Origin of the sequence: Pseudonocardia sp. D17, assembly GCF_036984265.1 — a bacterium.
Taxonomy (GTDB): domain Bacteria; phylum Actinomycetota; class Actinomycetes; order Mycobacteriales; family Pseudonocardiaceae; genus Pseudonocardia; species Pseudonocardia benzenivorans.
In genome coordinates, this window is sequence record NZ_BPRG01000019.1 from 1 (window position 1) to 13197 (window position 13197).

At 74.4% G+C, this 13197-nt stretch carries 14 protein-coding genes; 12 read left to right on the forward strand and 2 right to left on the reverse strand.

All coding sequences use genetic code 11. The features are described 5' to 3' along the window. Positions 1–624: 624 nt before the first annotated feature. Both larE and larB read left to right on the forward strand, forming a co-directional pair. The gene (gene larE, locus PSD17_RS02815) at positions 625–1473 is read left to right on the forward strand and encodes an ATP-dependent sacrificial sulfur transferase LarE (RefSeq protein ID WP_013673783.1); all 849 of its coding nucleotides are present in this window, start codon (positions 625–627) and stop codon (positions 1471–1473) included. Next, entirely contained in the window at positions 1470–2738 is a 1269-nt protein-coding gene (gene larB, locus PSD17_RS02820) for a nickel pincer cofactor biosynthesis protein LarB (protein WP_339121340.1), read from the forward strand. The genes larE and larB overlap by 4 nt, the downstream gene beginning before the upstream one ends. Here the strand turns inward: larB and PSD17_RS02825 are convergent. Further along, complete coding sequence (locus PSD17_RS02825) at positions 2648–3124, reverse strand: OsmC family protein (protein ID WP_339121341.1); 477 nt, start codon at positions 3122–3124, stop codon at positions 2648–2650. The genes larB and PSD17_RS02825 overlap by 91 nt on opposite strands. 94 nt (positions 3125–3218) lie before the next feature. Here PSD17_RS02825 and PSD17_RS02830 point away from each other — a divergent pair, with 94 nt between their 5' ends. From PSD17_RS02830 to PSD17_RS02875, 10 genes are all read left to right on the forward strand, one after another. Beyond that, positions 3219–3578, forward strand: coding sequence for a hypothetical protein (locus tag PSD17_RS02830; RefSeq protein WP_013673786.1), 360 nt, complete (start codon positions 3219–3221; stop codon positions 3576–3578). A 14-nt stretch (positions 3579–3592) separates the two neighbouring features. Then, on the forward strand, positions 3593–4387 hold the full coding sequence (locus tag PSD17_RS02835; protein WP_013673787.1) for a phosphosulfolactate synthase: 795 nt from the start codon (positions 3593–3595) through the stop codon (positions 4385–4387). After that, positions 4384–5451 carry a DUF7714 family protein gene (locus PSD17_RS02840; protein WP_339121344.1) on the forward strand — a complete coding sequence of 356 codons (1068 nt, stop codon included), beginning with the start codon at positions 4384–4386 and terminating at the stop codon, positions 5449–5451. Before PSD17_RS02835 ends, PSD17_RS02840 begins: the two co-directional genes overlap by 4 nt. Then, positions 5436–6791 carry a class-II fumarase/aspartase family protein gene (locus tag PSD17_RS02845; protein ID WP_013673789.1) on the forward strand — a complete coding sequence of 452 codons (1356 nt, stop codon included), beginning with the start codon at positions 5436–5438 and terminating at the stop codon, positions 6789–6791. The genes PSD17_RS02840 and PSD17_RS02845 overlap by 16 nt, the downstream gene beginning before the upstream one ends. Next, complete coding sequence (locus PSD17_RS02850) at positions 6788–7771, forward strand: 1-aminocyclopropane-1-carboxylate deaminase/D-cysteine desulfhydrase (RefSeq protein ID WP_339121347.1); 984 nt, start codon at positions 6788–6790, stop codon at positions 7769–7771. The genes PSD17_RS02845 and PSD17_RS02850 overlap by 4 nt, the downstream gene beginning before the upstream one ends. Further along, the gene (gene argH, locus PSD17_RS02855) at positions 7768–9273 is read left to right on the forward strand and encodes an argininosuccinate lyase (RefSeq protein WP_339121349.1); all 1506 of its coding nucleotides are present in this window, start codon (positions 7768–7770) and stop codon (positions 9271–9273) included. Before PSD17_RS02850 ends, argH begins: the two co-directional genes overlap by 4 nt. A gap of 185 nt (positions 9274–9458) precedes the next feature. Further along, positions 9459–10793 carry an FAD-dependent oxidoreductase gene (locus PSD17_RS02860; protein WP_013673792.1) on the forward strand — a complete coding sequence of 445 codons (1335 nt, stop codon included), beginning with the start codon at positions 9459–9461 and terminating at the stop codon, positions 10791–10793. 6 nt (positions 10794–10799) lie between these two features. Further along, complete coding sequence (locus PSD17_RS02865; RefSeq protein WP_013673793.1) at positions 10800–11627, forward strand: MSMEG_0572/Sll0783 family nitrogen starvation response protein; 828 nt, start codon at positions 10800–10802, stop codon at positions 11625–11627. Between the two features lie 106 nt (positions 11628–11733). Next, complete coding sequence (locus PSD17_RS02870; protein ID WP_339121351.1) at positions 11734–12384, forward strand: hypothetical protein; 651 nt, start codon at positions 11734–11736, stop codon at positions 12382–12384. Further along, a complete protein-coding gene (locus PSD17_RS02875; protein ID WP_339121353.1) occupies positions 12381–12920 on the forward strand; it encodes an MSMEG_0567/Sll0786 family nitrogen starvation N-acetyltransferase in 540 nt (179 codons plus the stop codon). The genes PSD17_RS02870 and PSD17_RS02875 overlap by 4 nt, the downstream gene beginning before the upstream one ends. Before the next feature lie 41 nt (positions 12921–12961). On the opposite strand, the gene PSD17_RS02880 is transcribed toward PSD17_RS02875, so the two are convergent. After that, a partial coding sequence (locus PSD17_RS02880; protein ID WP_339121354.1) for a hypothetical protein occupies positions 12962–13197 on the reverse strand: 236 nt, incomplete at its 5' end.

Consider the following 13197-nt stretch of genomic DNA (forward strand, 5'->3'; position numbering starts at 1 on the left):
CCGGGGCGCCGGGCGGCCGGTCGGCGGGCGGCCGGTCGGCGGGCGCGGATCCGGGTCGACGCGGGGCGGCACCGCCGGCCCCCGGGCGCCCGCCCGGTCCGCTGTCGGGCGTGCGCGGCGGTCCGCCGTCGGCGCTCTGGCGGGGCGGGGTGCCCTCGTCCGGCGGCCGGGGCGGGCGGGGCCGGCCGGGTCCGGGGCGGCGGCCCGCCGACGCGTCCGGTCCGCTCGCGAATGGTTGCACAGCGTCACCGGTACGGCGGGTGCGCGGCGCGCCGGTGCGGCCCCAGAGCTCGTTGCGCTGCGCCTGCTCGCGCTCGGCGCGGCGTGGCCACGGCGACGGGCCGGACGACGAGGGCGGATTGTCCGGACGGTGCTCGCGGTCGCGTGGGTCCAGATCGTCCAACCGCAGGTCACCCCCCTCGTCGTGTCGAGGTTACCTGCGCGTCGGCCGACCACCCGGATTTCGCCGGGAGGCGAGGGAGCGACCGTGCCCGGCACCTCGGATTCGGCGGAGCCTACTTCCAGTGACGGCGACCACTCTGCGCGACCGGGCCGTCCCCGGCCGACGGCGACGAGCAGGCCGGGTGATCGCCGGTCACTACAGTGGATGCGGGAGGTGGGTGCATGTCCGACGCGACGCCACAGGACGGTCCGGCCGCCCGGCTCGAGGCCCTGCGCACGCGGCTGCGCGCCGAGCCCCGGCTGCTGGTCGCCTACTCCGGCGGCGCCGACTCCGCGCTGGTCGCGGCCGTCGCCGCGGAGGAACTCGGACCCGCCGCGGTCGCCGTCACGGCCGTGTCCGCCAGCCTGCCCGCGCGCGAACGCCGGGCCGCCCGCGACTTCGCCCGTCGCCACGGCATCACCCACGTCGAGGTCGCGACCGACGAGCTCGACCGCCCCGAGTACGTCGCGAACTCCGGCGACCGGTGCTTCCACTGCAAGTCCGCGCTGCTCGACGCGCTGGTCCCGCTCGCGGAGCTCTCAGGGGCCGCGATCGCGCTCGGCACGAACCTCGACGACCTGGGCGACCACCGCCCCGGCCAGCGCGCGGCCGCCCTGCGCGGCGCGGTGGCGCCGCTCGTCGACGCCGGGCTCACCAAGTCCGACGTCCGGGCGGTCAGCGCGCTGCTGGGCCTGGAGACCGCCGACAAGCCGGCGGCGGCGTGCCTGTCCTCGCGCGTGGCCTACGGGGACCCGGTGACCGAGCAGGTACTGGCACGCATCGAGGCCGCCGAGGAGGCGTTGCGCGCGTTGGGGTTCGCGAGCTGCCGGGTGCGGGCGCACGCCGACGGGACCGTCGCGCGGCTGGAGGTCCCCGAGGCGGAGTACCCGCGGGTCACGACGCTGCGCGCCGAGATCGACGCCGCGGTCCGCGGGGCCGGGTTCGCGTTCTGCGCCGTCGACCTGCAGGCGTTCCGCAGCGGCCGGATGAACGTGCTGCTGGGTCTCCCGGCGGTCGCGGGATCGTCGTGACGAACGGCTTCGAGGACCTGGGCCACTCCCGGCCCGACACCGCCCGCGAGGCGCGGACGGGCCTGCCCGAGGTCGTCTACGGCCCCGGGAAGACCGTCGCGGAGATCGTCGCGGTCGTGACCAGCCTGCTCGCCGCCAACACCGGCCCGGTGCTGGTGACCAGGGTGGGGCCGGCCGTCGCCGACGCGGTGCTCGCCGACGTCGGTGCCGGGGGCGCCCACGTGCCGGCCGGCCGGCTGCTGGTCTGGCGGCCCGCGGCGCCGCGGGGGTTCGTGCTCGCCGTCGTCTCGGCCGGGACGTCGGACGGACCCGTCGCGGCCGAGGCGGCCGAGATCGCCCGCGCCGTCGGGCTCACGGTGCGCCGGTTCGCCGACGTGGGCGTGGCGGGCCTGCACCGGTTGCTCGCGGTCCGGGACGAGATCGCCGCGGCCGACGCGGTCGTGTGCGTCGCGGGGATGGAGGGGGCGCTGCCGAGCGTCGTCGGCGGCCTGGTCGGGGTGCCGGTGATCGCCGTGCCGACGTCGATCGGTTACGGCGCCACCCTGGACGGGGTGACCGCGCTGCTGGCCATGATGTCGTCGTGCGCGGCGGGGATGACCGTCGTCAACATCGACTCCGGGTTCTCCGCGGCCATGGCCGCGTTCCGGATCGCCGCCTCGCGCGAGCGCGCCGCGGCCACCGGGGACACGACCGCGCGGCCCGCGGACGCGACCGTGCGGCCGACGGGGCCCGCGCCCGCGCCGGCGGGGCACGAGGGCGGGACCGTCGAGCGGATGGTCCATCTCGAGACCAATGTGGACGACGTCACCGGTGAGGTGCTCGGCCATCTCGTCGAGCGGCTGCTCACGGCGGGCGCCGCCGACGCCTGGGTCGCGCCCGTCGTCATGAAGAAGTCACGGCCCGCGCACACGGTCCACGTGCTGGCCGCGTCGTCGGCGGCCGCGGAGTGCGAGCGGATCGTGCTTGCCGAGACGGGATCGCTGGGGTTGCGCCGGACGAGCGTCGACCGCGTCGCCCTGCCGCGCACGACGACCACTGTGGACGTCGGCGGGCACCGGGTGCGGGTGAAGACGGGTCCGTGGGGGAGTAAACCCGAGCACGACGACGTGGTGGCGGCGGCCACGGCGCTGGGGCTGCCGCTGCGTGCCGTGGCGGCACGCGCCGGGGCGGCCGCTCAGCCGGCAGCGGCCTCGCTCGTCGACGCAGCGGGCTCGGTCCCCGACGCCGCGGGCGCGACGTCCGGGGAACCCGACGACGTCGTGTAGTCGAGCTGTGGCGGCGAGGCGAGCGTCCGCGTCACGTAGCAGACCCGCTTCGCGGCCTCGACGAGCTTGTCGAGCTCCTCGCCCTGCGGGGCGTCGGCGTGCACGTCGATGCGGAACGCGTCGAAGCTCGGACCCTTGTAGCGGCCGGTGACGTCGACCCGCAGCCCCGACAGCGCCACGTTGCGCTTGGCGGCGCTGTAGGCGACGGCGGTGGTGAAGCACGACGCGATGGATGCGAGCAGCAGCTCGGTCGGCTGCGGCCCCGTTCCGGTCCCGCCGGGGACCCCGGTCGGTTCGTCGGACACGACCTCGAAGCCGCCGGCGTCCACGACCGACCGCAACCCGCCGCTCCAGCGAGCGTGCACGGTACGCTCTGTGGCTCCCACGAATACCTCCTCCGAACTGCTGCAACACCGGTGCAACCGGCATGGTGCACGGTGGCCACCGTCACACGCCGGAATCGAACACGGGGAGCTGTCGATGACAACCGTCGCTCACGCGCCCATCCAGGTGATGACGTGCCGGGGCGAGTGCCCGGCCGCCGCACGCTACCCCGATCACCACGAGCTGCTGCTCGCCGTCGATCGGGACCCGGAGGCCCTGCTCGCGCTGCTGGAGCTGGCCGTGACCTGGCACGAGCTCGACTACACCGACGAGGCCGTGATCGGCCCGGCCGGGTGGCTCGACTTCGCCGCGACCCACGACTGGGTGTTCCCGGACCGTGCCGAGCGCGCGTTCAGCCTCGCCGTCGACATCGTCGGCAGGCGCATCGCCGGGACCGGTGCCGCCGCGGACGTGGCGTCCAGCCTGGCCACCGTCATCGAGTTGGTGCGCAGCTGATCCCGCCCGACCACGTGTCCTCGCCGGTGCCGCCGGACTTCCTGGACCTCCCGCCGCGCTCGGTCAAGCCGAGGGTGGCCGGCCTGACGCACGTCATCGATCCCGGGTCGGGCGTCCTCGCCACCCGGGACCTGCTGGCGTCCGCGTCGGCCCACATCGACATCTGGAAGATCGGCTGGGGAACCGCCTACGTCGACTCGGCCCTCGGCGACAAGATCGCGTTGCTCGCCGCGCACGACGTCGCGGTCTGCCTCGGCGGCACGCTGCTGGAGATCGCGTGGGCCCAGGGCCGCGCGGACGCGTGTCTGGCCTGGGCGCGCGAGTCGGGCTTCTCCCACGTCGAGGTCTCGCGCGGGACGGTCGACATGAGCCTCGCCGAGAAGGGCGCCCTGATCCGACGGGCGGCGCGCGACTTCACCGTGCTGGCCGAGGTCGGCGACAAGGCGCCCGGCGAGGTCCTCGCCGCGCGCACCTGGCCGGGCGAGGCCGTGGCCGACCTCGAGGCGGGGGCGTGGCTCGTCGTCACCGAGGGCCGGCAGAGCGGCACCGTGGGCACGTTCGACGCCGCCGGCCGGGTGCGGCCCGACGTCGTGGAGGCGGTCGCGGGCGCGGTCGGCGTGACGCGCATCGTGTTCGAGGCGCCCAAGGCGTCGCAGCAGGCGTGGTTCGTCCGCCGGTTCGGCGCCGACGTCAACCTCGGTAACGTGGCCGTCGGTGACGTCCTGTCCGCGGAGACGCTGCGGCTGGGGCTGCGCTCGGACACCGCCGCCGTCGTCCGCCGCGACGAAGCCGGATCGGACACCGCGTGACGGCGGCCGACACCCGGAGGATCCCGCTGTCCCGCACGGCTTCGCACGACGGTCCCGCCGCCGACCCCGCCGCCGACCCCGCTGCCGGGCCCGACCCCGCCACCGACCCGGCGGGTACCGCGGCGCGCCCGACGCCGGCCGTCGCGGGGTTCCGCGGGCCCAACCTCATCCCGAACCGGTACCGCGGAGTGTCGGTCACCCCGGTCCCCGACGACGTCCCGCTCACCGAGGAGGCGTTGCGCGAGTACCTCACCGGCCGCGACGCCTACCGCCGGACGCGGTTCGTCGTCGCGCGCCGCCACGGTGACTTCTCCCAGGTCGCGCTGCTGCACGTCGAGCACGACACGCAGGGCGAGCTGTTCTCGCCCGTCACCGCCGTCACGATGCTCGCGGGTCCCGACGAGTGCACGTTCGTGGTCGACGAGTCGGTCGACACCGGCATCCCGTCGGACCTGGTGCGCTGCGCCCGCGAACGGGCCCCGCACGCGCGGGTCGCGGTGATCCAGGGCCGTTACGCGCACATCAGCTTCGTGCTCGAGCCGCGGATGCTCCACGTCGGTGTCCGCGAGGTCGTGCCGCCGGAGCCGGCGAAGCTGCTCGACCAGGCCCGGCGCATCCTCGCGGTGTCCGAGCAGCTGCCGCCGATGGACCTCGTCGGCGAGCTGGTCGACCTGGCCGACCTTGCGGCACAGCGCCCGGACGAGCACTACCTGCTGCCCTGCCGTGGCTCTGGCGGTGAGGTGCCCGGCGCGACGGTGTCCTATCTCGACGAGCACCCGCCGAAGGCCGACTGGACGCTGCTGGGCTGCGAGCGGTCGCGCCAGATCCACCACTGGTTCTACGGCGAGGACCCGCCGCGGGTGGACTTCTGCCCGAAGCGTTCGTTGGAGGCGCAGCCGCCCGCCGACGGCGGCATGGTCCTCACCAAGTGCTGCCTGCAGGAGGAGCACGTCGAGTCCGGACCGGGGTGGGCCAGCGTCCCGTGGGGGGCGTCACTGGAGCACATCCGCGAGGCACTCGCCCTGCTCGCCGCACAGGAGGATCCCCCGTGGGCACCCGTCTGAGCTCGTCCACCCTCTACGCGCACCTGTGGGGGACGCCCGAGACGGCGGGGATCTTCGACGAGAAGGCGATGCTGCAGACCTGGCTCGACGAGCTGGGCGCGCTGGCCAGGGCGCAGGCGTCGCTCGGCATCGTGCCGGCGGCGTCGGCCGCGGCGATCACCGCCGCGGCGAAGGTGGAGTCGCTGGACCTCGACTACGTCGCGGAACAGACCCGCGCCACCTCGCACTCCACGCTGGGCCTGATCCGCGGGCTGCTGCGGGTGCTGCCGGAGGACGTCCGCGAGCACGTCTACATGGGCGCGACCGTCCAGGACGTCTCGGACACGTGGTTCGGCATCGTCATGCGCGACGTCGGGGCCATCGCGTGGCGCGACCTGCGCGCGATCGAGGCGTCGCTGCTGGGGCTGGCCCGCCGGCACCGTGACGACGTCATGGCCGGCCGCACGCACGGCCAGCCCGGCGCGCCCATCACGTTCGGGTTCAAGGTCGCCTCGTGGGCCGACGAGGTGCGCCGGCACCTGGAGCGGCTGCGCGAGGGACGGCCCCGCTGGGTCGTGGGGCAGCTCGGCGGGGCGGTCGGCGCGCTGGCCTTCTTCGGTGCCGACGGTCCCGAGCTGCGCGCGCGGTTCTGCGCCGAGCTCGGCCTGGGCGACCCCGGCATCTCGTGGCTCACCGCACGCGACCGGGTCGCGGAGTTCGGCACGGTGCTCGCGATGGTCTGCGGGACGTTGGCGCGCATCGGCACCGAGGTCTACGAGCTCGCGCGGCCCGAGATCGGCGAGCTGGCCGAGGCGGCGCCGTCGGGCGCGGTCAGCTCGATCACCATGCCCCACAAGCGCAACCCCGAGGGCTCCGAGCACCTCGACACGCTGGCCCGGCTGGCGCGGTCGTCGTCGGCGGTGCTGGTCGAGGGCCTCGTCGCGGGGCACGAGCGCGACGGGCGGGCCTGGAAGGCGGAGTGGATCGCGCTGCCGGAGGTCTGCCAGCTGACGGCGACGGCGCTGCGGCTGGGCCGTGCCCTGCTCGACGGTCTCGAGGTGTACCCGCAGGCCATGGCCGCCAACGTCGGCCGATACGGCGGCGGGCTGGAGTCCGAGCGCGTGCTGGCGGGCCTGTCGGCCGAGATCGGCAAGCACCGGGCGCAGCAGGCGTTGCACGAGGTGCTGCGTGAGGAGGGGGCCGACCTGTCGGCGGGCCTCGTCGCGCGCGGGCTCGCCACCGCGGAGCAGGTGCGCGCGTGGGGCAACGGCCCCGCCGTCGACGCCGCCGCCGCCATGGTCGACGTCGTGGTCGCGCGGGCCGAGGCCGCGCGCTCCGACGAGCCCGAGGAGTGGGCGTGAGCGGCCTCGTGACGACCACCGCGCTGCCGTGGGCCGAGCTCGCCCGGTTCCCGCTGGCGGCCGGACCGACGCCGCTGGTGCGTGCGCACCGGCTGGAGGCCGCGTTCGGCATCGGCCCGCTGCTGGTCAAGCGCGACGACCTGATCGGCTTCGGCGTGGCGGGCAACAAGACCCGGCCGCTGGAGTTCCTCGTCGGCGCCGCGGTGCAGCAGGGCGCGCGGGTGTTCGTCACCGGCGGCGGGCCCGGTTCCAACTTCTGTGCCGCGGCCGCGATGGCCGCGCGCGCCGCGGGGCTGGCCTGCGAGCTGCACGTCTGGGGCGATCCGCGGTCGGCGAACCTCGCGCTCGCGACGGCCGCCGGCGCCACCCTGGTGCCGACCGGCGGCAGCGTCCGCGAGGAGGTCGACGAGCAGGTCATGGCCCGGGTCGCCCAGCTCGGCGCGAGTGCCTACGGCGTCCCGCGCGGGGGCTCCACGGCGCTGGGCGCCGTCGGGTTCGCCGCGGGCGCGGCCGAGGTCGCCGCCCAGCTCGCCGCCGCGGACGTCCGGCCCGGGCTGATCGTGCTGCCCGTCGGCTCCGGCGGCAGCGTCGCGGGCCTGCTCACCGGACTGGCCGCCGTCGGGCTCGACGTGCCGGTGCTCGGCGTGTCGGTGAGCCGCCCGTTGGACGAGATCCGGGCCAAGGTGCTCGAGCTCGCCGCGGGCTGCGCCGCGCTGCTGGGCTGCGCCGCACCCGATCCGGGCGCACTGACGCTGGTCGACGCCCGCGGCCCCGGCTTCGGCACGGCGAGCGAGCGCGAGCGCGCCCACGCCCGCGAGGCGCTGTGGGCCGAGGGCCTGCTGCTCGACGAGACGTACGGGGCCGAGGCCTTCTCCGCGGTGGTCGACCTGGTCGACCCACCCGCCGACGGCCCGGTCCTGTGGTGGCACACCGGCGGGCTGCTGCCCGCCGTCGGCTCCCTGCTGAAAGGACCAGCATGACCACCCCGACCCGGTCCGCGGGACGCGCTCTCGGCTTCCCGCAGACCGGTCCCGCCCCCGAGCTCGTCGAGTCGGGCTTCGCACTGGAGAACGCCGACGCGAGCTTCCTGCACCGCGGGCTGAACCTCGCCGACATCGCGCACGTGCTGGACCTGCGCCGCCGCGGGATCGTCCCCGAGGACGCGGCGCGCGAGCTGCTGGCACTGCTGCTAGAGGTCACCGAGGTCGACGCCGACGACTTCCCGTACGACCCGTCGCACGGCGAGCCGTACAACTCCCGCGAGCACTTCTTCGTCTCGCGCATCGGCGACATCGCGGGCTGGCTGCACGCCGGCAGGCCGCGCCGCGAGGCCGCGAGGGTGGCGCTGCGGCTGCACCTGCGCCGTCAGCTCACCGAGCTGGTGGAGGAGGCCGTGGCGTTCGCGCGCGACGCCGTGGCCACGGCCGAGACCCACGCCTCGACGCTGCTGCCCGACCAGACCTACCTGCAGCAGGCGCAGCCGTCGACGTTCGGTCACTACCTGCTGTCGTTCGTCTACCCGGCCGTGCGCGACGCGCGACGGCTGCTCGACGAGCTCGACTGGGTCGACTCGTCGCCGGGCGGTGCGGGGTGTGTCAACGGCACCCGGTTGCTCGACGACCGCGGCCCGGTCGCGTCGGCGCTCGGTTTCCGCGGGGTCATCCCGCACACCCGCGACGCGATGTGGCAGGTCGACGGCCTGGTGCACATCCTGGCGACGGCGGCGAGCCTGCTGTCGAACTTCTCCAAGCTCGCCGAGGACCTCGAGATCTTCTCCTCGAGCGAGTTCGACTTCGTCGACCTGGCCGATGCCTACACCCGGTCGAGCATCCTGATGCCGCAGAAGCGCAACCCGTACGCGCTGTCGATCATCCGCGGCGCCAACGGCGTGGTCATCGGCCGGCTGACGGGCTTCCTCGCGGTGACGAAGAGCCCGTCGGCACGCAGCGACAACCTGATCTTCGCCTACGGCGAGGTGCCCCGCGCGCTCGACCTGAGCCTGCGCATCACCCGGCTGACCAGCGGCGTCGTCCGCACGCTGAAGGTCAACCCGGTGCGCATGCGCGAGGAGCTCGACCGCGGATACACCCAGGCGACCGACCTCGCCGAGCACCTCGTGCAGCGGCTGGGTGTCGACTACCGAACGGCCTACGTCGTCGTCGGGAACACCGTGCGCGCGGCCAGCCGGGCCGGGGTCCCGGGCGCCCAGATCACGGGGGCGATGATCGACGAGGCGGCCGTCGCACACACCGGGCGCAGCTGGGGCCTGGCGGGGGAGGACCTGTCCGGGGTGCTGGACCCGGTCAGTATCGTGGCGTCGCGGCGCGCCGAGGGTGGCGCGGCGCAGGCCGCGGTGGCCGACATGGTGTCGCGGCTGCGCGCCGAGCTCGACGAACTGGCGGCGTACGCCGCCGCGCGGACCGCCGGTTTCGACCGGGCCGAGCAGGAGCTGCTCGTCCAAGCGCGCGGTGTGGCCGGGTGAGCCGGATGGCCGGATCGACATGGATCACGGTGGGTGATCGTCGCCGCCAGAGACCCGGGTCGTCGCAGGTAAGGGCACCTCGACCCGGTGATTGACATCACCCGAGCGTTGAGTATGGTGCTTTCCGTCTCCGATAGTGAATGCTGCCAGAGGCAGTGTCGTCAGACCGGTGGAAGAGGGTCCGCGTGCCGCGCAAGACAGTGATCATTGGTGGAGGAGCGGCCGGCCTCGGCGCCGCGACCGGTGTGAAGACCGCGGACCCGTCCGCGGAGGTCGTCGTCTACACCCGGGAGGCCGAGTCGGTGTACGGCTCCGCCGGCATCCCGGCCGACGAGGCCGAGGTCGAGGACTTCGAGAAGCTGCTCGTCGCCGACACGCAGACCTACCTCGACGCGGGCGTGGCCGTGCACTTCGGCGCCGACGTCACGGCGATCGACACCGCGGGCCGGACGATCACCGTGGGCGGCGCCCCCGTCTCCTACGACAACCTCGTGATCGCCGCGGGCACCGGTCCGGCGGCAGCGGGCGTACCCGGCGGTGAGCTGCAGGGCGTCTTCCACGTCAGCGGCGGTCGCAGCGTCTCCGAATGGCGCGAGGTCATCGCCCGGACCAAGAGCGCCGTCGTCGTCGACGCGGGCGGCGTCGGACTGGAGATCGTGACGGCGCTGGCCAAGCGCGGCGTCGAGACCCACGTCGTCGAGTCCGCCGGGCAGGTCCTGCCCTCACTGCTCGACCCCGACTTCGCCGCGCTCGTCCAGGACGGCTGGACCGAGATGGGCGTGCACCTGCACCTGAACACCACGGTCTCCGAGCTCGTCGGCGACGGCGGCGCCGTGCGCACGGTGCGCACCTCCGACGGCGACCTCCCGGCCGACCTCGTGGTGGTCGCCACGAACCGGGCCGCCGACACCTCCGTCGCCGCCGCGGCGGGGATCGCCGTCGGGCCCGGCGGCATCGTCGTCGACGACCACATGCGGACCTCCGTGGCCGGTGTCTGGGCCGCGGGCGACGTCGCCGAGGTCGCCCACGGCGGCGGGGACGCCCCGCTGCGGGGGCTGACGACCTCGCACGCCTACGCCGAGGGTCGCGTCGCGGGCACCAACGCCGCCGGTGGCGACCGCGCCTACAAGGCCGTCCGCGTCCCGTGGAGCACCGCGGCGGGCGCCTCCGTCGTCGGTGGCGTGGCGTTCAACGAGACCTCGGCCGCGGCGGCGGGCATCGCGTACGTCAAGGGCGAGGCCCAGGGCATCTCCCGGGCCCGCTACTACCCGGGCGTCAACATGGTGAAGGTGAAGCTCCTCGCGGAGCCCGGCACGCTGCGCCTCATCGGCGCCCAGCTGCTCGGCGGTGGCGAGGGCATCAAGGAGCGCGCGAACTTCCTCGCGCAGGCCGTCAAGGTCGGCCTGACCCTCACCGACATGTCGACGATGGAGAACGTCTACTCGCCGGCGATCGGCGCGCTCAACGAACCCATGGTCGTCGCCGCCACCAACGGCGTCGCGAACGCGCAGAAGGGCTGACCTGACATGGCCTCGGGCGGTTTCTTCGGGTGGCTGCGCCACAACGCCGAGCACTACCTGCTCGTCGACTCGCAGCAGAAGATGTCCCAGCGGCTCGGCACGGCCGCACCCCGCCCCGCCAAGGGCGGCAAGGAGATCTTCTGGAGGAAGATCTTCACCCCGTTGTACGCCATCATGCCGTGGTCCCTGCGCTCGACGATCATGAAGTCGATGCCGGGCAGCCACCGGAAGACGTGGGCCGCGCCGCCGACACCGCAGGGTGCGTCGTCGGCCCTCGACAAGTTCGAGTTCGTGACTCCGACCGTGAGCACGCCGAACGGGAACACACCTCAGAAGAAGGAGAGCACTGTGGCTCAGATCGTCGGTACTCGGGCTCAGGCAGGCGACGCGATCGTCGACTACGACCAGAAGCTGTTCGACGACATCCAGGCCGAAGCCGGTGAGAAGGCCTACATCTTCATGCACACCGTGCCCTACGAGGGCTCGGTCGGTCTGGTCAACATGCTGACCTGTACCCGCATCAACCGTAAGGGCTTCGACACCAGCCTCGTGCTGTACGGCCCCGGCGTGCTCATGGCGTCGGCGACCCGTGGTTTTCCGACCGTCGGCTCGGAGGCCTTCCCCGGCCACCTCGCCTACAACAACCAGCTGCAGACCTTCATGAAGGAGGGCGGCAAGGTCCTGGCCTGCCGCTTCGCCATGGCCGCGCTGTACGGCATGCGCGAGACCGACCTGATCGAGGGCGTGCAGCCGATCCACCCGCTGGACATCCTGGACTGCACGCTGACCGCCCGCCGTGAGGGCGCGCTGGTCATGCAGACCTGGACGCTCTGACACACGGTTACACCGCTCGACCGCGGAGGCGGGACCGGCACGTCCGGTCCCGCCTCCGCGGCGAGTCGCTCCTCGCAGCTCCTGGAGCGGACCAGAACGGCCTCCCGTGGACATCCACCCGGCACTGGACGTCGCCCGGACGCAATGGCGCGATGCCGAGGAGCGGCTCCTTCCCGTCCTGATCACCGAACCGACCGCCGCCGCGCGGGTGGTCGAGGTGATCGGGCGGCTCCTCGTCGTCCTGCGGAACCGGGGCGACGATCCCGCGGCCCTGCTGGCCGCGGCGTCCGACGCCGACGCGCTCGTCGCGGCGCTCGCCCTCCCGCCCGTCGACGTCCCCGCCGAGCTGCTCGCGGGCGTCGCCTGCGGTGTCCGGCTCCGGGAGATCGCCGCCAGGCAGGACGAGCGCCGGGTCGAACGACTCGTCGCCCGCGGACTCGAGACGGGCGCGACGTGGGTCGTGCTCGCCGGTCCCGAGGACCCGGGCCGGGTGGCCGAAGGCCGCGTGGTCATGGTGCACGTGGCGTCCCGGACGGTCCTCACCGCCACGGCCGACCCGGGCGCGGCCGACGGACCCTACGAGCTCCAGGTGCGCCCGCACCTCGGAAACCCGTTGGCGCGCAGGTTCTGTGACCGTGCGGAGTGGCTCGACGAGTTCCGGCTCTGCCGGTGCGACGTCGAGGCCCTGCACGGGGGCCGGGCACCGAGGCCGGCGGCGACACCAGTGGCGACAGCGACGCGGACAGGAGCACGATGACCACCACCGACCCGATCACCGTCGAGAGGCCCTGGCGGACCGAACCGCGGCCCCGGCTGGAGTGCAAGCTCGCCACCGACGACGCCGACCTCGCCTATCACCACGCCATCCGGCGGTCGGTCTTCGTGCTCGAACAGGCGGTCTTCGCCCGCTCCGACAACGACGTCCGCGACGAGGACGCCTCCACGATGCGCATCCTCGGCTACGCCGACGGCGAGCCCGCAGGCACCGTCCGGCTGTTCCCGATCGATCCCGGCGAGCCCGGCGGCGACTGGCAGGGCGACCGGCTGGCCGTGCTCCCCCCGTTCCGCAGCATGCTGCTGGGCCTCCCGCTCGTCCGCGCGGCCGTCGCGACGGCCGCGGCCCGTGGCGGCAGCCGGATGATCGCGCACGTGCAGCCGGCCAACCGCACCTTCTTCCGACGCCTGGGCTGGACCCAGGTCGGGGAGCCGGAGGTCTACCTCGGGCTGCCCCACCTGCTGATGGAGATCGACCTCGCCGCGGCGCGTGCCGCGAGCCGTCCGTCTGCGTCCTGACGCGCCTGCCCGGAGCGGCCGTCCCCCGGCGCCGGCATCCCTCAGGACGTGCGTACGCCCTCGGTGGTGAGCCGGCCCGCCCGCGCGAACGTCTCGCGTAGCTCCGTCGGGAGCGCGGCGGCGACGCGCGCCGTCGCCGCGCGCCGTTGGGCCGGCGTGCCGAGCTGTCCGATGACGAGGTCGGAGCGGGTGGTCGCGGCGACGCGGGCGGCCTCGTCGGGGCGGTCGAGTGCGGCGAGGGCGAGGGCTTCGTACTTGGGTGAGGCGTAGAGGCGGG